Origin of the sequence: Succinimonas sp. (assembly GCF_045225735.1) — a bacterium.
Lineage (GTDB): Bacteria > Pseudomonadota > Gammaproteobacteria > Enterobacterales > Succinivibrionaceae > Succinimonas.
Genome location: NZ_JBGVBR010000024.1, coordinates 1 through 22980, shown reverse-complemented (window position 1 = coordinate 22980; position 22980 = coordinate 1). Strand labels below are relative to the sequence as shown.

The 22980-nt window shown below is 43.1% G+C and carries 22 protein-coding genes; 4 read left to right on the top strand and 18 right to left on the bottom strand.

Annotated features, from left to right (window positions below):
- Positions 1-155: 155 nt before the first annotated feature.
- Genes nqrF through ACJROR_RS00810 form a run of 6 tightly spaced genes read right to left on the bottom strand, consistent with a single transcriptional unit; the run spans position 156 to position 6068 of the window.
- A complete protein-coding gene (gene nqrF, locus ACJROR_RS00835) occupies positions 156-1382 on the bottom strand; it encodes an NADH:ubiquinone reductase (Na(+)-transporting) subunit F (RefSeq protein WP_406039718.1) in 1227 nt (408 codons plus the stop codon).
- A gap of 9 nt (positions 1383-1391) precedes the next feature.
- The gene (gene nqrE, locus ACJROR_RS00830; protein WP_406039828.1) at positions 1392-1988 is read right to left on the bottom strand and encodes an NADH:ubiquinone reductase (Na(+)-transporting) subunit E; all 597 of its coding nucleotides are present in this window, start codon (positions 1986-1988) and stop codon (positions 1392-1394) included.
- Positions 1988-2635, bottom strand: coding sequence for an NADH:ubiquinone reductase (Na(+)-transporting) subunit D (locus ACJROR_RS00825; protein WP_406039830.1), 648 nt, complete (start codon positions 2633-2635; stop codon positions 1988-1990). Before ACJROR_RS00825 ends, nqrE begins: the two co-directional genes overlap by 1 nt.
- 11 nt (positions 2636-2646) lie before the next feature.
- Complete coding sequence (locus ACJROR_RS00820) at positions 2647-3456, bottom strand: Na(+)-translocating NADH-quinone reductase subunit C (protein WP_406545446.1); 810 nt, start codon at positions 3454-3456, stop codon at positions 2647-2649.
- A 2-nt stretch (positions 3457-3458) separates the two neighbouring features.
- Positions 3459-4718: an NADH:ubiquinone reductase (Na(+)-transporting) subunit B gene (locus ACJROR_RS00815; protein ID WP_406545445.1), complete on the bottom strand. Its 1260-nt coding sequence runs from the start codon at positions 4716-4718 to the stop codon at positions 3459-3461.
- A 3-nt stretch (positions 4719-4721) separates the two neighbouring features.
- Positions 4722-6068, bottom strand: coding sequence for a Na(+)-translocating NADH-quinone reductase subunit A (locus tag ACJROR_RS00810; protein WP_406545444.1), 1347 nt, complete (start codon positions 6066-6068; stop codon positions 4722-4724).
- Between the two features lie 1185 nt (positions 6069-7253).
- On the opposite strand from ACJROR_RS00810, the gene ACJROR_RS00805 reads away from it, so the two are divergent.
- Positions 7254-8192: an NAD-dependent epimerase/dehydratase family protein gene (locus tag ACJROR_RS00805; RefSeq protein ID WP_406545443.1), complete on the top strand. Its 939-nt coding sequence runs from the start codon at positions 7254-7256 to the stop codon at positions 8190-8192.
- Positions 8193-8212: 20 nt separating this feature from the next.
- Complete coding sequence (locus ACJROR_RS00800) at positions 8213-9325, top strand: glycosyltransferase (RefSeq protein WP_406545442.1); 1113 nt, start codon at positions 8213-8215, stop codon at positions 9323-9325.
- A 56-nt stretch (positions 9326-9381) separates the two neighbouring features.
- Here ACJROR_RS00800 and ACJROR_RS00795 read toward each other — a convergent pair whose 3' ends face one another.
- The 5 genes from ACJROR_RS00795 to xseB all read right to left on the bottom strand — a co-directional run bounded on the left by ACJROR_RS00795 (position 9382) and on the right by xseB (position 14514).
- Positions 9382-10743, bottom strand: a complete 1362-nt coding sequence (locus ACJROR_RS00795) for an AmpG family muropeptide MFS transporter (protein WP_406545441.1) — start codon at positions 10741-10743, stop codon at positions 9382-9384.
- A 46-nt stretch (positions 10744-10789) separates the two neighbouring features.
- Positions 10790-11278, bottom strand: a complete 489-nt coding sequence (locus ACJROR_RS00790; RefSeq protein ID WP_406545440.1) for a YajQ family cyclic di-GMP-binding protein — start codon at positions 11276-11278, stop codon at positions 10790-10792.
- 104 nt (positions 11279-11382) lie between these two features.
- Positions 11383-13320 carry a 1-deoxy-D-xylulose-5-phosphate synthase gene (gene dxs / locus ACJROR_RS00785; protein ID WP_406545439.1) on the bottom strand — a complete coding sequence of 646 codons (1938 nt, stop codon included), beginning with the start codon at positions 13318-13320 and terminating at the stop codon, positions 11383-11385.
- A gap of 4 nt (positions 13321-13324) precedes the next feature.
- Positions 13325-14215, bottom strand: coding sequence for a (2E,6E)-farnesyl diphosphate synthase (ispA, locus tag ACJROR_RS00780; protein WP_406545451.1), 891 nt, complete (start codon positions 14213-14215; stop codon positions 13325-13327).
- A 53-nt stretch (positions 14216-14268) separates the two neighbouring features.
- Complete coding sequence (gene xseB / locus ACJROR_RS00775) at positions 14269-14514, bottom strand: exodeoxyribonuclease VII small subunit (protein ID WP_406039734.1); 246 nt, start codon at positions 14512-14514, stop codon at positions 14269-14271.
- Between the two features lie 427 nt (positions 14515-14941).
- Here xseB and ACJROR_RS00770 point away from each other — a divergent pair, with 427 nt between their 5' ends.
- Positions 14942-15901 (top strand): ketopantoate reductase family protein, encoded by a 960-nt coding sequence (locus ACJROR_RS00770; protein WP_406545438.1) that lies wholly within the window; start codon positions 14942-14944, stop codon positions 15899-15901.
- A 211-nt stretch (positions 15902-16112) separates the two neighbouring features.
- Positions 16113-16679, top strand: a complete 567-nt coding sequence (locus ACJROR_RS00765) for a DJ-1 family glyoxalase III (RefSeq protein ID WP_406545437.1) — start codon at positions 16113-16115, stop codon at positions 16677-16679.
- A gap of 192 nt (positions 16680-16871) precedes the next feature.
- Here the strand turns inward: ACJROR_RS00765 and ACJROR_RS00760 are convergent, their stop codons facing one another.
- The 7 genes from ACJROR_RS00760 to ACJROR_RS00730 form a co-directional block, all read right to left on the bottom strand.
- A complete protein-coding gene (locus tag ACJROR_RS00760; protein WP_406545436.1) occupies positions 16872-17912 on the bottom strand; it encodes an asparagine synthase-related protein in 1041 nt (346 codons plus the stop codon).
- Between the two features lie 13 nt (positions 17913-17925).
- Entirely contained in the window at positions 17926-18387 is a 462-nt protein-coding gene (locus ACJROR_RS00755; RefSeq protein WP_406545435.1) for an adenylyltransferase/cytidyltransferase family protein, read from the bottom strand.
- 24 nt (positions 18388-18411) lie between these two features.
- Positions 18412-19659 (bottom strand): CDP-glycerol glycerophosphotransferase family protein, encoded by a 1248-nt coding sequence (locus ACJROR_RS00750; protein WP_406545434.1) that lies wholly within the window; start codon positions 19657-19659, stop codon positions 18412-18414.
- Between the two features lie 4 nt (positions 19660-19663).
- The gene (locus ACJROR_RS00745) at positions 19664-21100 is read right to left on the bottom strand and encodes a flippase (protein WP_406545433.1); all 1437 of its coding nucleotides are present in this window, start codon (positions 21098-21100) and stop codon (positions 19664-19666) included.
- 48 nt (positions 21101-21148) lie between these two features.
- Positions 21149-22129 carry a glycosyltransferase gene (locus ACJROR_RS00740; RefSeq protein ID WP_406545432.1) on the bottom strand — a complete coding sequence of 327 codons (981 nt, stop codon included), beginning with the start codon at positions 22127-22129 and terminating at the stop codon, positions 21149-21151.
- 42 nt (positions 22130-22171) lie between these two features.
- Positions 22172-22336 carry a glycosyltransferase gene (locus tag ACJROR_RS00735; protein WP_406545431.1) on the bottom strand — a complete coding sequence of 55 codons (165 nt, stop codon included), beginning with the start codon at positions 22334-22336 and terminating at the stop codon, positions 22172-22174.
- Positions 22326-22980, bottom strand: a 655-nt coding sequence (locus tag ACJROR_RS00730; protein WP_406545430.1) for an O-antigen ligase family protein, incomplete at its 5' end; no start/stop codon positions are given. The genes ACJROR_RS00735 and ACJROR_RS00730, both read right to left, overlap by 11 nt.

The window sequence follows — 22980 nt, the reverse complement described above, 5'->3', positions numbered from 1 at the left end:
TCGCACCGCCCTTTTCCTGACCGTGCTGATATTGTTTTTCTTCCCCATGAGGGCCTTGAGGTCCTCAATTCTTATTGGCTTTATTATCATTAGTTTGTCACGAAAAAAGGGAGCCTGAGCCCCCTTTATCGTTATGTTACTTTGTCTGAATCAGATCAGGCGCCAAAGTTATCGAAGAGAATATTGTCATCCTCAACGCCGCACTTATGGAGCATATCCACTGCAGACTTGGTCATCATAGGAGGTCCGCACATGTAGAATTCACAGTCCTCAGGAGCCTTGTGATTCTTAAGATACTGTTCATAAAGCACGTTGGCGATAAACCCGGTAAGACCGGTCCAGTTATCCTCAGGAAGCGGATCGCTCAGGGCCAGATGCCAGGTGAAGTTAGGATGCTCCTTGGCCAGCTCGTCAAATTCATCCACATAGAAAGCCTCGCGGAGAGAACGGGCGCCGTACCAGAAGCTGATCTTGCGCTTGGAATCAAGTCTCTTAAGCTGATCAAAGATATGAGAACGCATCGGAGCCATACCAGCGCCGCCGCCGATGAATACCATCTCATTATCGGTTTCTCTGGCAAAGAACTCGCCAAACGGTCCGGAAATGGTAACCTTATCCCCCGGCTTCAAAGACCAGATATAGGAGGACATCTGTCCGGGAGGCAGGGTGAGATCGCGGAGCGGCGGAGTTGCAATACGCACGTTCAGCATAATCAGTCCCTTTTCACCGGGATAGGAGGCCATGGAATAAGCGCGGGTGATGTGGGTATCTACCTTGGACACCAGATCCAGAAGATGGAACTTTTCCCAGTCGCCGCGGTACTCATCAGGGATATCAAAATCCTTGTAGTACACGGTATGGGGTTCTGCTTCGATCTGAATATAGCCGCCAGCGCGGAAAGGAACCTCTTCGCCCTCGGGAATAGCCAGACGCAGCTCCTTGATGAAGGTAGCCACATTGTCGTTGGACAGCACAGTGCACTGCCACTTGCGCACGCCAAGCACCGCAGCGGGAACTTCAATTTCCATGTCCTGACGCACGCCCACCTGACAGGCCAGACGCCAGTGATCGCGGATATCCCTCTTGGAGAGATGGCTGTACTCAATGGGAAGCACATCGCCGCCGCCATTCAGCACCTTAACCTTGCACTGGCCGCAGGCGCCGCCGCCGCCGCAGGCCGAAGGCACAAAAATGCCCTGGCTGGCAAGGGAGGTCAGGAGCTTGTCGCCGGCAGGAACCTTAATTGATTTCTCAGAATCATGATTGATTCCAATGGTAACGTCTCCGGAATTAACCATGATACGTTTGGCGATCAGAATAAGAACCACCAGTATCAGAATAATTCCGATGAAGAACGCTACGCCTAAAAGTATAGTTTCCATCGATGCTCCTTACAGCTGAATGCCTGAGAAGGACATGAAGCCCAATGCCATGAGTCCGGCGGTGATAAATACCAGACCCAGTCCGTTCAGCCCCTGAGGCGCATGAGCATATTTCAGCTTCTCGCGGATAGCGGCCAGAAGAACCACGGCAATAGCCCATGAAAGACCAGAACCGACACCGTATACAACAGATTCGGTGAAATTATATTCACGCTGAACCATGAAGGACACACCGCCGAAAATAGCGCAGTTTACGGTAATCAGCGGCAGGAAGATACCCAGAGCCGAATACAGTGAAGGCACATATTTATCGAGGAACATTTCGAGAATCTGCACCAGGGCCGCAATTACACCGATATAGGTAATGTAGCCCAGGAAGGAGAGATCCAGTCCCTGCTGTATGGCATTAGGCTTCAGAACATAGGTATAAACAATGTTGTTGAGAGGCACAGCCAGAGTCTGCACCACCACTACAGCCACACCAAGTCCCATGGCAGTCTTTACCTTTTTGGAAACCGCAAGGAAAGTACACATGCCGAGGAAGAAGCTCAATGCAAGGTTTTCAACAAAAACCGATTTTATAAACAAACTAATGTAATGTTCTATCATGACGCATCCTTACGGCTGGTATCATAATCGTGCTTAGTCGGAGTCTTGAGCACCTGATTAGAAAGCCAGATAAAGAGTCCGATGAGGAAGAATGCACAAGGAGGCATCAGCATCAGACCGTTAGATTCATACCATCCGTCATTCTGAACCAGCGGAAGAATGGTAAGACCGAAGAAGGTTCCGGATCCGAAAACTTCACGCACGAAGCCCACAGCGCAAAGCACCAGAGCATAACCCAGGCCGTTGCCCAGACCGTCCATGAAGGAAAGAGCCGGAGGGAACTTCATTGCGAAGGCTTCCGCGCGTCCCATTACGATACAGTTGGTGATAATAAGACCCACATACACGGAAAGCTGCTTGGAAAGATCATAGGAGAAAGCTTTAAGCAGCTGATCAACTATGATTACCAGAGAAGCTATTACTGTCATCTGGGCAATAATACGCACACTGTTGGGAATCCATTTGCGTATTGAAGAAATGATCAGGTTGGAGAACGCAGTAACAACCATTACCGCGAGACCCATTACCAGAGCAGTCTTCATATTGGAAGTAACCGCCAGGGAGGAGCAGATACCCAGAATCTGGATCATGATAGGATTTTCATGAAGCAGCGGACGGGTAAAGGCTTCTCTGGCAGAAGGCATATCAGTCGCCATTATTTAATTCCTCCTTTCTTGATTCTCTGCAGATACGGACCGTATCCCATGGAATCAGTCCAGAATTTAACCGAATTGGTCACGCCGTTTGAGGTAAGAGTAGCTCCGGACAGCGCATCAACCTGATGATCGCCGGAAGCATTCTTCACCACGGCAAAAGCCGGAGCGCCGGAAGCATCGTAGAGCTTCTTCCCGATCCACTTCTGGGTAAATTTAGGATTTTCGATTTCCCCGCCGAGGCCCGGAGTTTCATTATGACTGTAGTACTTGACTCCCATAACGGTGTTGCCGTCGCCGGCAACTGCAAGATAACCGTACATAGTGCCCCAGAGTCCCTGACCGTAGAACGGCAGAATAACGCTCTTGTAGCCGCCGGAAACGGTGTTCTTCACCAGATATACCGGCATGTACTTGGCGCGGTTTCTGATCTTGGCCGTATCCTTGTCTGCTTCAATGGCCACTGAAGAATCAGGAAGCCTTGCTGCGGAAACAAAGTTATAGCCGTCAATCAAAGCCATGCCGTTCTTATCCTTGCCGGCAATTACAGCAGCCTTGTCATTGGGAACGTACTTGCCGTTGGCCAGGTTAACCAGACGAGCCTCGATATTCTCGGCGTAGGTCTTGGAGATATCGCCATTAATGCCAATGCCGGCAGCTTCAAGAATGCTGCGTTCGCGGTCATTCTGAATCTGCTTTGCCTGAAGCGGCTGGAGCGTGACAACAGCGATGCAGACCATAAAGGAGCATACCAGACAGAGGATGCCGATAACGGTAAACGTCCTTAAGGTTGAATCTTTATTAGCAGCCATTATTACCGACCTCCCTTAACGGCAGCAAGCTTGAGACGCTTGTTGATATTGCGCTGAGTAACAAAATAGTCAAACAGCGGAGCCCAGCAGTTGGCAAAGAGGATCGCCAGCATCACGCCTTCCGGATAAGCCGGATTCACTACGCGCACCAGCACCACCATGGCTCCGATAAGGAAGCCGTAGAGCCATTTGCCGGTCTTGGTAAATGCGGAGGATACCGGATCGGTAGCCATAAAGAAAATACCGAAGGCAAAACCGCCCAGCACCAGGTGCCATACCGGATTCAGGCCGAACATGGCATTGGTATTGGAACCGATGGCATTAAAGATGGAGGCAGTGATAACCACACCCAGAATACCGCTGAAAACCACTCTCCAGGAAGCAATTCCCATGCGGACGAGCACCATGCCGCCGATAAGAATAGCCAGAGTGGAGCCCTCGCCGATACAGCCGGGGATATTGCCCAGGAAAGCATCAAGCCAGGTTACGCCGGGATCGCCCAGCTGACCGGGAGTGCTGCCGTTGGCCAGGGCATAAAGCGGAGTTGCTCCGGAGAAACCGTCTACCGGCACCCATACCTTGTCGCCGGTGATTTCGCCGGGATAGGCAAAGAACAGGAAGGCGCGGCCGACCAGAGCCGGGTTCATGAAGTTTCTGCCGGTGCCGCCGAACACTTCCTTGCCGATAAGCACGCCGAAGGAAATGCCCAGAGCAGCCTGCCACAGCGGAATGGTGGGCGGAACAATCAGGGAGAACAGAATGGAGGTGGCAAAGAAGCCTTCGTTAACCTCATGTCCTCTGATGATGCAGAACAATACTTCCCAGAAGGCGCCTACCGCAAAAACCACCGCATAGATAGGCAGGAAGTACACCGCTCCTATAAGCATCTTGCTGTAAATGCCGGCGTCCTCGGTAAGGGTTCCCCCCAGAAGCTGAACCAGGGCATAATGCCAGTTGGCGCTGAAAAGACTGTAGCTCTGATGAGCCATGGTCACGCCGTCAGCCACCTGTCCGAAAGCGGCAATGGTCTGAGCGCCGATGTTGTACCAGCCCCAGAACATGCACGGGAAAACAGCCAGGAAAACCATTATCATGATGCGCTTCAGGTCAACGCTGTCGCGAACATGAGTGGTGGTATTGTGGGTAACCACGCCCGGAGTGTAGAAGAAAGTGGAGGTGCCCTCGTAGAGAGGATAAAGCTTCTCAAGCTTTCCGCCCTTTTCAAAAAGCGGAGCCACCTTATTCAAAAGACTTAAAATCACCTTTTACCCCTCCTTCTCAATCTTATCAAGACATTTACGGAGCAAACGGCCATACTCAGTCTTGCCGGGATCCACATAAGTACAGAGCGCCAGATCCTCTTCGGCCAGCTCCATAGCGCCCAGAAGCACCGCGGCATCAGTGTCGCCGATTTCAATGGAGCGCAGAAGCTGCGTGGCAATCATATCCAGAGGCATTACCCTCTCGTAATTGCTGATAGGCACCATGGCCCGGGATCCGCCATTTACCGCAGTATTGATGTCATACTGTCTCGGCTTGAAGAAGCTGCTCAGATAGGCTCTGGTAACAGAATGCTTCCGGGCTCCGGGCATCAGCCATCCCAGGAATTCTCTCTTGTTGCCTTCCGGAATAACGCTGACCTGAAGATGGAAGCGTCCCAGATAATCAAAAGGCCCCTTGGCTTCGTTGCCGTTAAGAATGGAACCGGCGATCACGCGGAAATTGTCTCCGATGAACTCGTTGGCGCACAGCTCAGAAACGCAGGCACCCATGATGGTTCTTACCAGACGGGGATAGCGCACGCAAGGGCCGGCAACGCTGATAATTCTCTCATTGTAAATGTCGCCGGTGCGGAACAGCCGTCCGATGGCGATGACATCCTGATATCCGAGATGCCACATGACGTGATGCTCGGATGCCGGACGAATGAAATGAATATGAGTGCCGGGAAGTCCTGCAGGATGCTTGCCCACAAATACCTCTTCCTTGACCCTGGCAGCGCTGCATACCGGCAGGGAGGTCTCCCCCTTGCAGACATACACATTGCCGTCAGTGAGAGTGGTAAGAACCTCCAGACCGTCCTTAAAATCCTTCTCATGTGAAGAAATCACAATAGCGGGATCGCAGGCCAGCGGATTGGTATCAATGGCAGTTACAAAAATATGCTCGGGAACAGAGGCAACAGCGGGAGTCTTGTTGTAGGGACGGGTGCGGAAAGCAGTCCAGAGACCGGACTCCACGAGTTCATTCTGAACAACTACCCGGGAAAGAGCGGTTAAATCCTGATTAGGATATGCCTCAAATTTCTTGCTGCCTGTAACAGACTGATCCAGTTCGATAACGAGGGACTGAAATACTCTTTTGTCTCCGCGGTTAATGGCTGCCACCTTGCCGGATACGGGAGATGTGTACTTGACGCCAGGATTTTTCTTATCGGTAAAAAGAACCTGACCCTTTTCAACTACATCACCTTCCTCAACCAGCATTGAAGGTCTCAGTCCCGGAAAATCGCTCCCAACAAGGGCCACATGCTTTACAGGCTGCCCCACATTGATGGTCATTTCCGGTTTACCGCTGACAGGAATATCCAAGCCTTTCTTGATATTTATCATGGTTTTTCCAGAGATTAAAAATGCATGAGAAAGCAAAATGCCTTGATTCAAGGCACTACTATGAATCCCGCAAAACAGGCACGACAAAATCCGCATGCCAGGCTCGCGGTGTTAGGGAAAGTTTAGCATAAAGTGAGAGTTTTTGTTAGAAAGGGATATGTAACATGAGTAACAATCCTGAAAGATAATGGGTTGCTATTGACAGCCTGTAAGAACCCCTAACCCCTTATTTCACCGTCACCTCAAAATTTAACCCTGAAATCTCAGCCTTTTCCTGGGCAGTTGTCACTACCTCCCCCTGAGATCCCCCAAAACCTTATATTTTCAAACTTTTTTGTAGCTCCGCATTCGACAGTCCACACGCTGTCTGCGGGAACGGAATGTGGTGTAAATGGCGGCTCGTGAAAAAGCTCGGGACTTGACGAAATCCTCGGTTAGATGATGAAACGGCAGAAGAAAAGGTGAAATTACGGGCTGGCAGCAAGATCAGGTTTTGAAACTTCAAAAAAAGAAACTGATGTAGAATAAACAGCACCAGTTTAGTTCAACTAAAGCACAATACTCTTCATGAATACGATGTAATGAAAAAACATCATCAGTATTAGAAAGACTTTTAAAAAGCACACAAACAAAGAGCCAAGGTTCAATTTTTTAGGACGCTTTGTAAAACCCGTGTTAAGAGCAATAGCAGTAACTGCGGCACAGTTCAAAAAAATAGCTAATTAATGGTAAAATATTCTTGCAAGATTTAGATAAAAGTAACATTATGGCACTTCCTATATTGTACGATAAAACGATTCCATTGTAATTATATCAGGGAGTGCCTTTTTTATCTAATAACATAAGCATTATTTTCAAATAAACATTGGTTATCTGTAATATTCAGTTTGACTATGATTAGGTCTAGTCAAGGATGATAGTACGGATAAAGAAAACGCTTACATAAGTGAGTATGAAAAAGTGGCTCTTCCTATTCCTAGGTTTGGCGAGTAGAGTCCACTGAAACATAATCGACCGTGCCAATTTACAAATAATGGAGTAGCAACATTTGTGCGAACAAGAAGAGAATTTTTTCAATAACACTGTAGATAATTAATTTAAATCTTGACAGTGTCACGCTCATGAACGTTGCTATATGCGAGGCTGATGCCATGATGAACACCGTAAAAACAAAGGATGCAGTTGATGAATATAATTATTTTAGGCGGAGCTGGATTTATTGGAACAAATCTAGCTATAAGCTTATCAAAAGATAAATATAATATAACACAACTAGTAGATAAGCAATTAGAGTATTTTGTAAATATAAAATCTCTAAATTTGCCAAATATGGTTTATAAATGCTCACCATTATCAGTTAATTGTGATTATGATGATTTAATCAAAAAACAGGATGTTGTATATCATCTGCTTAGTACCACTGTGCCAACTACTTCGAATCAGCATATATCAGAAGAACTTAATGAGAATGTGACTCTATCAGCAAAAATATTTGAAGCATGCGTGAGGCAGAGTGTAAAAAAAGTCGTCTTTATATCATCTGGAGGAACTGTATACGGAAAAGAAAGTGAATGTCCGCTTAATGAGAAAACACCAACTAATCCTATCACTGCATATGGATTACAGAAAATTACGATTGAGAGGTTACTTTATCTCTATAACTATATGTACGGTTTAGATTATCGGATTATTCGTCTTTCAAATCCTTATGGACCTTATCAGAGACCAAACGGAGTGTTGGGTGCAGTAACTACTTTCACGTACAAAGCACTGAAAGGAGAAGATATACAGGTTTATGGAGATGGATCTGTTGTTCGTGACTTCATATACATTGATGATGCTGTCAAGGGAATTCAAACGATAGTGAATGGAACCGATCGTCATCATACTTTTAATCTTGGTTGTGGTTATGGAACAAGCATAAAGCAAGTGCTTGATACCATAGAACGGACATTGGGAATAGCGGTTAAAGTCAAATACACTGAAGCAAGGAAGGTCGATGTTCCGGTGAATTATCTAGATATTACAAGATATGAGACAGCTTATGGAAGTTTGAATCCATTGACCTTAGAAGAAGGTATCAAGAATACAGCGAAGTTTATGAAAACATTTTATGAAATCTAAGAGAAGGAATATAAGAAACAATGATTAGAGTAGCTGTTGTTATAGGAAAGATGCATGCTGGTGGAAAGAAAAAACTTGTCATGGAGTATTATCGTCATATTGATAGAAACCAAGTACAATTTGATTTCTTATGCGATTCCGACTCTAATTCGGTTCCTAAAGAAGAAATTGAAGCGTTGGGAGGAAGAGTTTATATGATTCCGCCATATCAAAATATTTTTCAAAACATGAATGCCATGAAGGTTCTTTTTTGTGAGAATAAATACCAAATTTTACATGGCTATAATAGCACCATGAATATTTTTGCTATGTTTGTAGGCAAACAGTGTGGAATTCCTGTGAGAATTAATGAGAGTATCTCGATGGGGCACAAAAGTGACAAGAAAAATATATTGAAGAATCTTCTGAGGCCATTCTCAAGATGTTTTGCTACGCACTACGTGTCGAATGGTGAGGTATGTGGTCGTTGGCAGTTTGGAAACAAGATTTTCGATACTGGCAAGGTTATGGTATTTAAAACCGTGATTGATACTGATAAACACAAGTTTGAACCAAAAATTCGGGAGAGATGCAGGAGAGAGTTTGGATTAGAAGACAACATCGTCATTGGTCATATAGGTAGATTAACCGCACAAAAGAATACTTTGTTTATCATTGATATATTCAAAGAGATTACTAAGAAAGAGTCCAAAGCTAAACTTCTCATAGTTGGTCACGGTGAACTAGAGGAAGATATGCTAAATAAGATTAAAAGTTATGGAATCGGTGACCGTGTATTGTTTTTAGGAATGCGAGAAGATATTGAACAGTTTTATAATGCTATGGATTGTTTCTTACTACCAAGTCTTTATGAAGGGCTTCCTGTAGTCGGAGTTGAAGCTGAGTGCTGCGGATTGCCTGTGTTTTTTTCAACAGAAATTCCGCGAGAATCAAGTCCATGTAATGATTTGGGTTTTTTTCTCGACTTACACAAAAGTGCACAAGAATGGGCCGAAGAAATCTTATTAAATACTAAAAGACTCATTGAGCTAAGGCGTAGTCGGGAAGTTGATGTTCGAGCTGCTGGATTTGACTCAAAAGAGGAAGCTATTAAACTTTCAAAATTTTATATATCCCAAAAAACAGAGGGGTGATATGAAATTGTTTACAATTTCCGCATTTACAATAAAGTCTCGCATACATCCCTCTGTTATTCCCCGATATTCTCTTTGCTGTGGAACGGGGCAATGTATATCAGCATCACCATTCCCGGTATTGCCAGGGCGTAGCAGATAATAAAAAAGTTTTCCCAGCCGGCCCACTTAATGGCGTATCCGGTAAAGGCAACGCAAACGGTTCTGGGTATAGCCGAAAGAGCGGTAAAAAGAGCCAGCTGCGTGGCCACATAGGCACGATTGGTTTCCCGGCACATATAAGCCACAAAGCAGGCTGTCCCCAGCCCAGCGCCCAGAGCCTCCGCTCCCACCACCAAAGACAGCAGAAAGACACTGGGGAAGGCAAATTCCACGCTTCCGGAGTAAATACCCTGACTGCCCAGCCAGTTCAAAATGCCCGGAATGAAATCAGGATGCTTCCAGACGTGAGCAATTAAGACATAGCCCAGAATAGTGACAATCTGCCCGATGCCAAACAGCCACAAGGCCTTGTTTATCCCAATTTTGAGCATCAGAATGCCGCCGACGATACCGCCGAGAACCATGCTCCAGAGTCCGACAACCTTGTTTACCATGCCGATCTGGGTCTTGGTATAGCCCATGTCAATGTAGAAGGGGGTGGCCTGAGCCGTGGCCATGTTATCCCCGAATTTATAAAGGAAGATAAAGGCAATGACCCCCAGAGCTCCCAAAATGCCCTTTCTTCTGACAAATTCCGCAAAGGGCTGCACCACTGATTCCAAAAGCGTTCTGGGGAGATGTTCCGTTGCCGGCTCCCGCACAACCAGGGAAGCAATGATCCCCGGAAGCATAAATAAAGCGGTCAGAGGAAAGACCAGCACCCAAGGGAGCGAATCACTGAGAATGAGGGAAAGTCCCCCGGGGATCATCCCGGCAATTCTGTAGGCATTGATAAACATTGAGTTACCAAGGCCCAGCTCGTTGTCCGGAAGAATTTCCCGGCGGTAGGCATCGAGAGCAACATCCTGAGTTGCCGATGCCACAGCTATCAGAGTGCAGATAACAAGAACAGCAGTGTAGGACTTTACCGGATCAAAGAAACCAAGAAGGGATATCAGAATGAGGAGAATTACCTGCGTAAGGAGCATCCAGCTCCGCCGCCGGCCTCTTCTCAGAATGTCATAGCGGTCAAGAAGAGGAGCCCAGAGAAATTTCCAAACATAGGGCACCCCGGCCACAGCGCTGAAGATCCCGATATCCTCGAGATCCACAGAACTGGAACGCAGCCAGGCGCTGATAAGATTTATAAGAAGATAAAGCGGAAGTCCGGAACTGAATCCCAGAACAATGCATATCAGCATTCTCCGGGAAAAAATCTTTCCGATAACGGAGGATTCAGACAGCCATCCGCTTTCTTTGGCTAATTTATCTGGCATCTTTCAGAAAACTTGTCTTAACCGGCAACATAATGCAAAAACAGCATCAGTCTCTGAAATTAACAAACTGGAACGGCTGCCCCAGTTCAGCTTTTCTGACTTCGGCAATCACCAGCTGGAGATCATCCTTTTTCTTTCCGGTAACTCTGATCACCTGGTCCATAATCTGCGTGGTTACCTTGAATTTGCCGTCCTTGATCATCTTGACGATCTTTTTAGCCATATCCTTGTCAATGCCGTCCTTGAGCTTGACATCCTGGCTCCAGCGCTTTCCGGACTGCTCCGGAGTCTCAAATGTCAGGGATGCGGTATCGATATTTCTTTTAGCGGCCTTGTTCCTGAGAATATCGTCCATCTGCTGGATCTGAAAATCTCCGTCTGCCTCCAGGCGAATCTTTTTGTCCTTTTCCACCAAGGTAAAAGTGGCATCGACATTTCTGAAATCAAAACGCCCCATGAGCTCACGGTTGGCGTTATCAACCGCATTCTGAACCTCATGCATGGGAACTTCTGAAACAATATCAAATGATGGCATATCATCACTCCATTAAAAATAATCACAATCACTGCGGCCTGGCAGGGAAACAATTTTTCGGAGGGCAGACCTCATATCCTGAAAAGCCCGTCTCAGCCGGAATCCTATGAAACCTTCCGGCTGCTTCTGCTCCGGAAAATATTCCTGCCGGGATCTCCCATAAGATTTTTATCAAGGCTCTCGGCAAGATCGGCAACCGAACTCCCGTCCATGCCGTACTGGCGGTAAATTGATTCCGGGCTGTCCTGCTCCACAAACTCGTCCGGTATGCCCAGACAGCGAATTACCGGATGCCGGCCGTTTTCCATAATAAAGGCAGCCACCGCTTCTCCGATGCCTCCGGAAATCACCCCGTCCTCCAGAGTGATAATAACCCGGTGGGTGTCTGCCATATTAAGAACCAGATCCTTGTCAAACGGCTTTATAAAACGCATGTTGACTACCGTGTAGGAAAGCTCTCTCTTAGCAAATTCGGCGGAGGTTTCCTGCACCAGAGGCCCCCAGCCCAGAACGCACACTTCATGGCCCCGACGCAGAATCTCCGCCCGGCCTATGGGGATAAGAGACTTATCATCAGGAGAAAAGCCTTCGGAAATACCGCAGCCCCGGGGGTATCTTACCGCTGCTGGGTGTCCCAGACTGTAAGCGGTATTCAGCATCAGCCAGAAGTCCCGGAGGGTGGAAGGAGCCATAAAAGTAATATTTGGGACAGATTTCATGTAGCTGATATCAAACATGCCCTGATGAGTGGGCCCGTCAGCCCCCACAATGCCGGCGCGATCTATGGCAATCACTATGGGGAGATCCTGAATGGCCACATCATGAATTATCTGATCATAGGCACGCTGCAGGAAGGTGGAATAAACGCAAACCACGGGACGAAGACCGCCGGCAGCAAGTCCGCTGGCCAAAAGCACCGCATGCTGCTCCGCAATGGCCACATCAAAGTACTGTCCCGGAAAACGGCTGGCGAATTCCGTCATGCCGGATCCTTCGCACATGGCCGGCGTTACCGCCCGGAGAGCCTTATCGGATGCGGCCGTTTTCATGAGCCAGTCTCCAAACACATGACTGTAACGGCGGCATACCACGGAATCGCTGTCATCGGAAATGCCCACCGGAGGATCAAAACGAGGCACCCCGTGATATTTGGTGGGATCCTCCTCCGCCGGCTGATAGCCCTTGCCTTTTTTGGTTACCACATGAAGTATCTGAGGTCCCTTGAGATCCTTCATATTTTTAAGCACCGGAATCAGGGCGGAGATGTCATGACCGTCAATGGGGCCGACATAATTGAACCCCAGCTCCTCAAACAGGGTGCCGGGAACCACCATACCCTTAAGATGCTCCTGAGCCTTAATGGCCAAATCCTTTACCAATGGCAGGTTCTCAAGAACGCTCTTGCCGCTGGAGAGGAGCCGGGAATAAATGGGACTGGAAAGCCACATGGCGAGATGCTTTGCCAGACTGCCCACGCTCTCGGAAATGCTCATCTCATTGTCATTGAGTACCAGAAGCATATCCGCTCCCAGATCTCCGGCATGATTCATGGCCTCAAAGGAAACGCCGCCGGTAAGAGCGCCGTCTCCGATAATCGCACAGACCTTTTTGCCGTTATTTAAAGCCTTGTTTGCCAAAGCGAGTCCCAGGGCTTCGCTTATTGAGGTGCTGGCATGACCGGTGGAAAAGGTGTCATAGGGACTTTCCTGACGCCACAGGAAAGGATGGAGACCGTTCTTCTGCCGAATGCTGGACATCTGATCCCGTCTTCCGGTCAAAATCTTGTGAGGATATGCCTGATGCCCCACATCCCAGATAATCTGATCGAAGGGGGTGTTATACACATAATGGAGAGCAATGGTAAGCTCCACCACCCCGAGACCGGAGGCCAGGTGCCCGCTGGTGCGGCTCACGGTGTTAATAAGAAACTCCCGAAGCTCCTTTGCCAGAACGGGAAGCTTTTCCATAGGGAGCTTACGGAGATCCTCCGGCGTATCAACCTGAGAAAGGAGAGAACCCTGTTTATTTCCTGAAGCTGCCATGTGCTCAGTGATCCCTTTCAACAATGTAACGGGCAAACTGCTTCAAAAGATCCGTATTGCCGGGAACGTCATCCAAAGCTGCCACCGCCTTATCAGCCAAATCGGAAGCATACTTTTTGGCATTATCAAGCCCCATAAGTTTGGGGTAGGTGCTCTTGTTTTCCTCAATATCCGAGCCCTGGGGTTTTCCGAGAGTTTCCGTATCGGAAATAATGTCCAGAACGTCATCCCACACCTGAAAAGCAAGACCAATGGCCCGGGAATATGCGACCAGAGCGCTGCGAGCCTTGTCTGAAACCTCCGGAACGCAGAGAGTGCCCAGAAGCACCGCGCTTTCAATCAGGGCTCCTGTTTTATGGCGGTGGAGCTTTTCCAGCTCCTCCTGGCTGATAAGCCGGCCTTCCGAATCCAGATCGATTTCCTGACCGCCGCACATGCCCTGATAACCGGCGCCGCGGCTCAGAACAGCCAGCATTTCCACCTGATTCCGGAGGAGCTCATTCGGCATTCTGGCATGCGACAAAATTTCAAAGGCCTGGGACTGCAAGGCATCACCGGCAAGAATAGCCTGAGCCTCCCCAAACTTCACATGCACTGTAGGATGCCCCCGGCGGAGTTCATCATTGTCCATGGCAGGGAGATCGTCGTGAATAAGAGAGTAGGCATGAATGCACTCAATAGCCGCAGCCGGAGCGTCAGCCACCTTCAGATCGCCGCCCAGAAGTTCCGCAGTGGTGTATACCAGGAAGGGACGCACCCGCTTTCCGCCCAGGAGCACACCGTACGTCATGGCTTCACGCAAAACCGGCGATACCTCAGGCAGATTCTTCATATAGTCACTGAGAAAGCTGTTAACGCGGCTCTGACAGGAAGACAGAGCATCCTTAAGTGTCATCATTGTTTCTCTACCCTTATACTCTTGTTCTTTTTCTTCTTATTGTTATTCAATCAGTGTTCCTGACTGTAATCGGATACCGGCGCTTCAGTAAGCGAGGCATTTACATCCTGTCTGGAAAGCTGTTCCACACGTCCCTCGGCATTTTTAAGAATACTGTGGCATTTTCTGATCAGGGCGGTACCCTCTTCAAATGAAGCAAGCTGCTTATCCAGCGGCAGCTTTTTGCTTTCCATCTCGGTTACAATGCTTTCAATCTGCGCCAGAAGCTCTTCAAAGCTTTTTTCTTCATTATCCATAATACATATCCCTGCCGGTTCAGAAAGAACAGCATGCCTGATGCCGGATCGTGTTCATCAAAAAAATTTCGGGAGAGCACAATGAGAACTCCATGCTCTTCACGAATAGAAGATTATATCACGATGGCGTATGATATCTGAAATTAGCTGTTAAGACTCGGGATTATGAACAGGACTGTGCACAAAAACACCTTTAAGACTCTGAGATCTGTGAGATAAGACACTGACATGATTTAGAGCGCGGAAGTCAGAAAAACTGCTTAGCCCCTCCATAAACAGATGACGGGGAACAGATTAAGGAAACGCTGACTTAAGCTGAGACAACTAGCAGGGAATGAAATGACCCCGCCGCCATTTACACATAGGAATCATCTCTGAAAAGGCACAGAGACTGGAACCTGGTAACCAAAAAGCAGAGGAGCCGCCAATGAATGTTGCAATAATCGGAGCCGGAAGCATCGGACAGCTGCTTTTTCATGACCTCAGGTTTTCTGATGACATTAATCCGGTTTTTATCGATACCCGGCTGCCACCCGATACTCCGGGAACATCATATGATTTTGAGTACGTCCAGGAGGAAAGTCCGTCTGCCCTTCATTCTGAAAATTCTTCCGAAAAAACTGCTGTTAAAAAAGCATATCAGGGCATGATATTGCCAAAAGAAGCTGCCGCGGATCAGGATCTCATCGTCATAACTGTTAAAGCGAATCAGTGCAGTAAGGTCTTGCAGAGTCTCAAGGGAAATCTTCCTGAGCACATTCCTGTGGTTCTCCTCATGAACGGCATGGGAATCTGGGAGGAAGCCCGGACAATACTGCCTAATCCCTTCTGGACGGGGGTAACCAGCCGGGGAGCTGTTCACGAGGGCCGTGCTGTATATCCCCGGGGTAACGGAACTACCTATATCGGTTCTCCGGAGCACCAAAAGCCGGTACCGGAAATAGAATTATTAGCGAGAACTATAGGAGCCGTCATATCTCCCCACATAGAAGAAGAACAGATCCAAAAACTGCTGGTTAACGCCTGCATCAATCCTCTCACCGCTCTCCATCAATGCAAAAACCGGGAAATTGTCGCGGCCTACAAAAATGAGGCCCAGGAGATTTTTTCAGAAATATACCCGGTACTTAAGACTCTGGGGCTTACCGTTTTCGCTGACCGTGCCTTTGATTTGATTCTTACAGTAGCGGAAAAAACAGGAGAGAACTATTCCTCCATGGCAGTGGATTTCAAAAAACAGCGGACTTCTGAACTTGACTACATTTTGGGATATATCCTGAAAACTGGGAAGAGACTCCATAAACACCTTCCCGTAACGGAAAACCTATATGCTTTCCTGAAAAACCGGGAGACCGCCTTCCTAAATCACCACATAATCAGCCCCTAATCCCTCAAAGAGCGCCCGAAAACAAAAGACGGCTGAACAGCTTCAGAAATCTCTATTTGAGAGTTCCTCTGTCAGTTGCTTTCTCTGTCTTTCCCTGCCTTTTATCACATTACGGAGACCGGAAATGCTCCGGGGGAATTCATCATCCTGCAAAATGAGTACAATCAGAACAGATCACCTCGCATTTCCAAATCAATGAAGGAAACCATATATGACAACTGCCCTTATCATCCTTGCTGACGGAGCCGAAGAGCTGGAAACAATTTCCGTGTCAGACATTCTCTCTCGCGGCGGAGTTCAGGTAACCCTGGCCGCCCTTTCAGACAAAAACAGCACTGAAATTACCTGCGCACACGGTACTGTAATAAAGGCTCCCTGCCTGCTCTCTTCTGTAAAGGATGAGGAATTCGATGCTGTGGTGGTTCCCGGCGGCTATCAGGGATCCCTCAACTGTCAGAAATCCGCGCTCGTAAAAGAAATTCTTCAAAAACAGCAAAGTTCCGGAAAACTAATTGCCGCAATCTGCGCTGCTCCCGGATTGGTACTGGCCCATCAGGGTATTATCACTGATGAAGAAGCTACCGGATACCCAGGAACTACCAAGGGCATCAAAAATCTTAACGCTGCCGCCGGCGTGGTAACTGACAAGGAGCATCATCTTATTACCGCTCAAGGCCCGGCTTACGCAACCGATTTCGGTTCAGCGGTGCTTACGGCACTGAAGAGTGCTGATGTTACAAAAAAAGTAAGAGAAGGGATGCTGTTTAGGAGCAATTGAGAACAGAAAGTTAGTTTGGGTAAATACAAAAACTCATACTAATGACATAAAAAATGATTCTCCAAGAAGTGGAGCCATATGTAAAGCCGATTAAATCGGCTTTATTTAAGAACGCTTGCTAAAACAACAAATCTAAGCTTACACAGAAACCGTAAAAAACAGAAGTATTTTACCAAGATAAACAAAACAATCTCAGTCGATCATATTTAAAAACTGTTCCAAACACCATAAAAGCCATCGCTGATTTCCATCAAATTGACTAATATCAATATCATCCCTAAACTCAGGTCTTAATGGTCCATTCCAATTTGAAAAATAAAAATCAACAGGTCGTGGCATAGGTACCTTTTCAGGAACACAAAACCCAGGATAACGCATTTTAAACAACTCGCGAATTAGATATTTTGATTCACCATTTCGTATTCTTTTAAGGTCTAACGGCTCAGCCATTTTTAACCTTTCATAGGGGTCAAAATAATCAAGACCTGCCGTACGAAAAGCATTGTCATATGAACCGTAACTCTCTTGAGCAGACAATTTACAGATAATTTCAAGAAAGTTGATACTATCACCATCACGATATCGATCAAATAAATATTGAACGCTGACCGGACTTTTCAAAACTAAAAAAGGATCAACATAAATATATCTTTTTATAAAATCATCAAAAGACCAATCTCTTGAAAGTAGTTTATCCATACCTCCAAAAATATAATCACTGGCATCTCCAATAATCATAAGATCTACCCCGTCAGCCTTAGCTTGCAGAGCTCCCTGACAAATCTGTGGTTCAATTGAATGAACAGGCCCTCCTTTTGAAAGCATGACTGGTCGAATATTACCCATTACAGTATTCCAATCGATGTCAACGTAATGAAGAATCATGTTATTTGTTTTCGCAATACGTTCGGCACGTTTTAGTTCATCGGAGTTGAAATCACCACCAAGAAATCTAAAGGTGTATGCATCAATTCCTGGAAAATACGAAGCAAGAATACCTGAATCCATTCCGCCAGAAAGAAGTATACCGATCTTTTTGTAAGCACGACATTTTTCAATAATCTGTGTATCAATTGCATCACTGATATCACTGGAAGAATTGACTAAAATTTTATTCAGATCACTTGGTACTTCAGGATGACGATATTTAATTCCATAAGAAAAATCGACACCTGACTTTTCTACATAACGCAAAGCCAGAAATGAGCTCATACAAAAATCTTTATCAATCATCTCAATTTCACCATTATTTATCATGACATAGATTAGAAGCAAGAATACTAGCCTCACTCGTCCATCCTCTAATTTGTTTTAACGCTTCAGTAATCTTGGTACTTGAAACGCCCCTGGTGTAGGGAAAATAAACAATTCTAATTCCTTCTTTGTTAAAATCAACTTCATATTCACGCCACTTATCAGTTCCATACCAATCATCACCGACAAAAAGCATATTAGCACCAAGTTCCTTACATACTTTTAATTTATCCATATCATACTGAGGAATTGCAGCATCAACGAATTTACAGGAACGTACTATTTCAATCCGATCCTCAAAAGGTATCATAGCTTTTTTTCCTTTGTACTGCACAAGTTCATCTACAGTAACTCCAACAATGAGTTTATCACACATCCCTTTTGCATTTTTTAATAAATTTAAATGTCCAATATGAAAAAGATCATAAACACCTGTCGTATAACCGATTATCATTAATTTTTTCTCCATAAAATACAGTTACTTAGTATTGGTAAATTCAATAATATCTTTCCATATCTCATCAATAGTTGAATCATGCTCCCACCACCTACTTCTTTCTGTAAGATATCGATCATTAAATGAGTCATTTGGGTTATTCATAATAAATTTAATATAATGTTTTAGTTCATCAATATTGTATGCTTTATAACCACACATCCGAGATTCATAATCACAACAAAAACCCCGATCTAAAGTGTTATATTCATCATAATCCGGAATATAAAAAATAATGGGTATCATATGAAACAGCGCATCTACCGCAACTGATGAATAATCTGTAATTATTATATCAGCCAGAGGGAGAATTATATTAATTTCAAAATCAGAATCTAAACATAAAAAACGGTCAGTTTGACTAAGTGATTGATTATTAACACTATCCACTGGATGCGGTTTTTGTATCCATAAGCAATCATAATCTTTGATAAAACTATAAATTTCATTAAAAACGTTATTATAGTTAAAATTACTCGATTTTTCACGAAATGTTGGTAGATAAAGTATTTTAAAAGAGTCATTACTTACTTGATTGAATATATCACGCTCTCTATCTGTTAAATTGCTCAATATACAATTTCTTGGTAAGTTTGATTCAATACACTTTAATCGAGAAATTCTAAAAAACATTTGAAGTTGATCACTTTCAGATGATGATGAACTAAGGTAATAACAATGAGCCCATCCACCATCCTTCTCTATAAATTGGCGAAATAAATAACTATGATCATGTAACCACATTTTTAGGACATCATACTTTGAAACATTACAATTGGTTTTATTGGTTATCATAGAATAATTAACATTTTTTACTGCTCCAGAACCATGCCACAAATTAAGTTTAATTGCACCATACGATAACCAACCTAGAATATCACCATTATTAGAGATTATGTTATTTACAGATTGACATATAATATGATACTTAGCATATTTATGATAATGAATTGATTGTTTTGAGCTCATAAGATAAGCTTCATAACCTAAACTATTAATTAATTCTACTACTTCACAACTTCTAGAAACCCAAACCACATGTTCTAGACCAAGTTTTTGTTTATTATCCGATAAATATTGAAATAAAAACCTTGGATTATCTCTATACTGATTTCCAAACCATCCACCGAAAAGCACTATGGTTCTTTTTCTTTTCCAAAACAAAGAACAACAAGCAAAGATAATATTTAATAAAATGACCAACAAAGCTTGAAAAATTTTAATAATCAACTTATCAGCCCCTGAATCGGTTATAAACAATATGAGTATAATTCAATACTATAGGTTCTCTAGTTAAGAGCAATACAATATAATAAACGATAGCAGAACCGGAAATTTGTAAAAAGATTTTAACTAGCGAATCACTGATTGAATTAATAATCAAAAGATATAGTAACAACATAAAACTAGCTAAAAATGTGCTTATTAATGTACTTCTATAAGATCGCAATTTATATATTCGGCTACCAAAAAAAACATAAAACAACATAATGATAAATTCAGATATTACTGAAGCAATTGCCGCACCGATCTCACATAAAGATGGTATTAACAATAAGTTAAAAATTACATTTATTACTGCTCCAATTGAGACACAAATCAACATTTTGGTTTCATTATTTGATACAAGCATCACCCTTGATCCCAAAAGATACCCAATCGGAGAAATCAATATTAATATACATAAAACTTGTTCTACAAATGCCGATGCTACATACTCCACTCCAAACAAAAATGAAAAAATAAACTCTGCAGTGAACTGCATACCAATAATTAATGGGAATGATAATATTAAAATGATTTTCAGTCCTTTTAATAATAAATTATTAAATTCTTGTAAATTACCTTCCTTATAATATAACGATATTCTTGGAACTAGTACGAAAGTAAAGGTATTTGTTACTTGTAGAATCATTTTATTAACTTTTGAAGCATATGAATAAAAAGCAACATGCTCTTTTGGTAAATAATACCCAATCATTGTTATATCAATCATTGTATATATCTCAATGGCTATATTTACCATAACAAGCAACAGAATTGGTCTTAGATGCCTCTTGAGATTTAAACCAGAAAAAGAAAATCTGATAAATTTTCTTGAATGTATGATATTTATCAATCCATTACCGCCAATGCCTAGAACATTAACAATAGCGAATGGGATAATATCATTCTCATCCCTTATAATAATTATCGAAACAACTAGAATTATAAATTTAACAACTGCATTTCTTAATGCTACATATTTAAATTCTTCTAAACCATCATAAAGCCATGATATATTAAAAACATTAAGTATTACAGTTATGCCGACAATAGAGTATAATAAAAGATTATGATGGAAAGAAACATTGAATATAATCAAACCATAATAAAGCAATGAAAAAAAAACTGTTGAGACAAAATTAATTGTAAATAACTCGGAATATACTCTTGATAATTCTTCTTTATTATTTCTTGCAATAGCAATCTCTCTCAGGCCATACGTTGGCAAACCAAGAAAAGCTAAAATGGCAAAATAGTTAACAATGTTTTGTGCATAGGCAACTTCTCCAATACTTTCAGGAAGAAGCACCCTAGCGGCATATATACTAATAACGAAAGGAAATAGCATATTGCAGAATGTATTAGAGAAATAGAATATACTATTTTTTACCAAGGACTGTCTCATTACTACTGCTACCTTAAATTATTTAAATAGCTATTGCAGAGGCAACACCTAAAAAACATTTCTTTTGTAAAGCCATATTAAAAATTTAAATATACAGTTTGGCAAAACTAATGACACAAGTTCAAAAAGAGTTTCCGATAACTTGATATTACGAAATTTCCAAAGATTATAAAAAGATGCAAAATCTCTTTTCTGAAACCAATCATCTCTGGCTAGGCCCCAAGACAGTGCTCTTGAAATATATGAACAATTATTAATTTCATTACAATTAATATTATCTTTAAGCCATTGAAATTTTTTGATAGAAACAACAATACGTTTTTCATAATATGATTTCTTATCGGTAACCCCGTTCATAACAAGAGTTTGATTTTTATCATGTATTCTATAATAAATTAATGGATCTTTAAGAGAAAGAACAGGGCCCTTGATAGAACTATAAAAAGCCAAATAGTGATCATGTACCATATATGGACAAAATGGAATAGATTCTTTGGCAATTGATGCATTGATTAACATAGTACATCCCGTTACAAAATTGGAAACTAAAAATCTAGGTAGAAGATTAGTTCCTGAATGAAATATATGATGTCTACGAATGTTGGTTATAGTGTTAGCCTTTACTTTTCCATTAGCATCAATGACATACATATCGGAACACACAAGTAATGCACCACTTGTTACAATAGCATTGTATAAAACACTAAGCTTATTTGGTAACCAAATGTCATCTTGGTCGCAGTATGCAAAGTATTGACCTTCTGCTAATTTAGTCAGAGCCTCAAATGTTCTGTTCGACCCCATGTTTGAGCCATTTCTTAAAATAGTAAATTGAAATTTATTTACGCATTCAGTAACGATATTATTAATATCTTTGAACGACACGGTAGGGGAGCAGTCATCTATTATATATAAATGTATTTGAGGATAAGTCTGAGAATTTAGAGATAATAATTGTTCTCGGAACCAATCTAAATTTGGTTCATAAACTGCCATTAATATCGAAACAAGCGGCTTTATGTCTGACATGATAAGAATCCATTGTTATAATTATAATCAAGGCAACCAAAATTATCTAGCAATATGTATTGTATTATCAACAGACTCTGAATCAATCACTAACACTTCTATAGGTTTTAAGGTTTGACTTTCGATATTTTGTAAATTATTTCTTAAATATGGTTCAGCGTTCAACGTTAAAAATACAACTGAGAACTTATAACAGTTATTTTTCATAAATATAAGAAATCCCTAATAAAATCCAAAAGTAGAAATAAGTCTCGAAAATATTACAATTAAAAAAAGCTTGAATCATGTAACAAATCAAAACAAATAAAAAAATAATCTTGCTTCTCTGATAAAACAAATCACCACTTTCTATAATTGACTTGATGGATCTTACAATGCATAAGCTAAAAAACGTGATATAAACTAAAAAAGCGATTACCCCTTGGGTAGCAAAGATATGTAAATATTCATTATGTGCGAAATTCACAATAATATAAGCCTTGTCCAATTCTGAATTCGTAAAAAAAACATCATAAAAATTTCCTATTCCTGTTCCCGTTAAATAATTAACATTCCTTATATATTCAACAGTATAGCGCCAAACTTGACTTCTAAATGAACCCAACTGATCAAAATTTTGATTATTTGAGGTTATAACAGAAAAATCTTGCAAAAACTCTCCAAAACTAGGTATTAATAAATGCGGAAGAGAGATATAAACAACAAGTGTCGAACACCCAATAGTTAAAACAGCCGCAGGAATTTTATAATAGTTAATTTCAAAACATCCCCTATTAAGGTTATCGGATTTATTTAGCGTGACACTTTTACGACTTACAGCATAACAAATAATACCAAACAGAACCAATAAA

Bases quoted from the DNA above. Each gene is read 5' to 3' on its own strand.
- ACJROR_RS00805 (WP_406545443.1), top strand. From the start codon at position 7,254: ATGAATATAATTATTTTAGGCGGAGCTGGATTTATTGGAACAAATCTA.
- ACJROR_RS00755 (WP_406545435.1), bottom strand. From the start codon at position 18,387: ATGATAATCGGTTATACGACAGGTGTTTATGATCTTTTTCATATTGGA.
- ACJROR_RS00745 (WP_406545433.1), bottom strand. From the start codon at position 21,100: ATGAGACAGTCCTTGGTAAAAAATAGTATATTCTATTTCTCTAATACA.
- ACJROR_RS00740 (WP_406545432.1), bottom strand. From the start codon at position 22,129: ATGTCAGACATAAAGCCGCTTGTTTCGATATTAATGGCAGTTTATGAA.
- xseB (WP_406039734.1), bottom strand. From the start codon at position 14,514: ATGGATAATGAAGAAAAAAGCTTTGAAGAGCTTCTGGCGCAGATTGAA.
- ACJROR_RS00760 (WP_406545436.1), bottom strand. From the start codon at position 17,912: ATGATTGATAAAGATTTTTGTATGAGCTCATTTCTGGCTTTGCGTTAT.
- dxs (WP_406545439.1), bottom strand. From the start codon at position 13,320: ATGGCAGCTTCAGGAAATAAACAGGGTTCTCTCCTTTCTCAGGTTGAT.
- ACJROR_RS00825 (WP_406039830.1), bottom strand. From the start codon at position 2,635: ATGCCTTCTGCCAGAGAAGCCTTTACCCGTCCGCTGCTTCATGAAAAT.
- ispA (WP_406545451.1), bottom strand. From the start codon at position 14,215: ATGACACTTAAGGATGCTCTGTCTTCCTGTCAGAGCCGCGTTAACAGC.
- ACJROR_RS00770 (WP_406545438.1), top strand. From the start codon at position 14,942: ATGAATGTTGCAATAATCGGAGCCGGAAGCATCGGACAGCTGCTTTTT.
- ACJROR_RS00820 (WP_406545446.1), bottom strand. From the start codon at position 3,456: ATGGCTGCTAATAAAGATTCAACCTTAAGGACGTTTACCGTTATCGGC.
- ACJROR_RS00800 (WP_406545442.1), top strand. From the start codon at position 8,213: ATGATTAGAGTAGCTGTTGTTATAGGAAAGATGCATGCTGGTGGAAAG.
- ACJROR_RS00765 (WP_406545437.1), top strand. From the start codon at position 16,113: ATGACAACTGCCCTTATCATCCTTGCTGACGGAGCCGAAGAGCTGGAA.
- ACJROR_RS00810 (WP_406545444.1), bottom strand. From the start codon at position 6,068: ATGATAAATATCAAGAAAGGCTTGGATATTCCTGTCAGCGGTAAACCG.
- ACJROR_RS00735 (WP_406545431.1), bottom strand. From the start codon at position 22,336: ATGAAAAATAACTGTTATAAGTTCTCAGTTGTATTTTTAACGTTGAAC.
- ACJROR_RS00795 (WP_406545441.1), bottom strand. From the start codon at position 10,743: ATGCCAGATAAATTAGCCAAAGAAAGCGGATGGCTGTCTGAATCCTCC.
- ACJROR_RS00790 (WP_406545440.1), bottom strand. From the start codon at position 11,278: ATGCCATCATTTGATATTGTTTCAGAAGTTCCCATGCATGAGGTTCAG.
- nqrF (WP_406039718.1), bottom strand. From the start codon at position 1,382: ATGGAAACTATACTTTTAGGCGTAGCGTTCTTCATCGGAATTATTCTG.